Source organism: Aneurinibacillus aneurinilyticus ATCC 12856, assembly GCF_000466385.1.
Taxonomy (GTDB): Bacteria; Bacillota; Bacilli; order Aneurinibacillales; family Aneurinibacillaceae; genus Aneurinibacillus; species Aneurinibacillus aneurinilyticus.
Window position 1 is genome coordinate 1 of the sequence record NZ_KE952651.1, and the last position, 1,054, is coordinate 1,054.

Here is a 1,054-nt window from a genome sequence, read left to right on the forward strand (position 1 = left end):
CTCTGGATCATACTGGATAATCAACACCCTTGGTCTTATATATATAAATCGCTTGACGCAGTAACAAAAGTTCAGGTGGTTGGGAGGAGATTCGGAAACAAGAAGAGGATGGATGCGTCCTGCGCTCCGGCAGAAGAAAGGCAGCATGTTTTTTTCTTACCTCCCGTCACAAACATGTGTCGGTTTATCAAATCAGATGTATATAGAAAGGAAAATAGAATATGTCTGAAGGAAAAGAAAATAGTAATCTCGGTTTGATGTTAAAAAAATTATTGAATGAGCGCTCATTGTCAATGCGAAAACTTAGTGAACTCACTAAAATTGATACAGCTACGATCTCACGGATTATAAGCGGTAAACGAAAAGCAAATCTCCAGCACTTGCAAAAATTTGCTGACTGCCTTGGGATTCCTATGACAGAGCTATTTGAAGCTGCCGGTTATCCTATCGAACAGAGTAAGGAAAAGCCGCAATCAGATATTCATACGTCCATTGATATTATTCTGAATTCTCTTGAATCGTATAATTTATGTGATAATAAGTTTTCTATAGCACGTGTTGAACAGCAATTAGCTAATTATGGACAATATTCACAAACGGAAGATGGGAAGAATAGCATTCTTGCGGGCTTTGAGGGGAAACTTCAGAAAGTGGGCAGCATAGGCCCGTTTATTAATAAATTGCAGGAATTATATGAGGAATTTCGCTTAGGTAAGGGTACTTCGCGTAGGCTGTTCTTAATTGGAAGTGCGCTATTATACTTTATTACACTGGTAGATGTTATTCCGGATTACGTATTTCCTATTGGTTATTTAGACGATGCTATTGCTGTACAAATAGTTTTAAATTTACTATTAAAAGATGAATGAAGAATAGTATAATCACTCCCTTGAGCGGCTTTTTCTTTGCATAATATTTTGTATTTATCTCGCCTTAACGGGCAGTAATCCCCTTTGCCTCAAGACCTGAAGAAATTGAGGAAGAATAGATGGGGAATAAACTGCCCCTTAAAGGTCCGATCTATTTAGCCCCCTAATGAATTTGGACACCTACT

The 1,054-nt window shown here is 38.0% G+C and carries 2 protein-coding genes; both read left to right on the forward strand.

The features are described from left to right. The coding region (locus tag HMPREF0083_RS28925) for a hypothetical protein (protein ID WP_021618911.1) at positions 1-258 on the forward strand (258 nt) is incomplete at its 5' end. Then, on the forward strand, positions 222-869 hold the full coding sequence (locus HMPREF0083_RS00470; protein WP_040300999.1) for a helix-turn-helix domain-containing protein: 648 nt from the start codon (positions 222-224) through the stop codon (positions 867-869). The genes HMPREF0083_RS28925 and HMPREF0083_RS00470, both read left to right, overlap by 37 nt. The last annotated feature ends 185 nt before the right edge of the window (positions 870-1,054 follow it).

Bases quoted from the DNA above. Each gene is read 5' to 3' on its own strand.
- HMPREF0083_RS00470 (WP_040300999.1), top strand. From the start codon at position 222: ATGTCTGAAGGAAAAGAAAATAGTAATCTCGGTTTGATGTTAAAAAAA.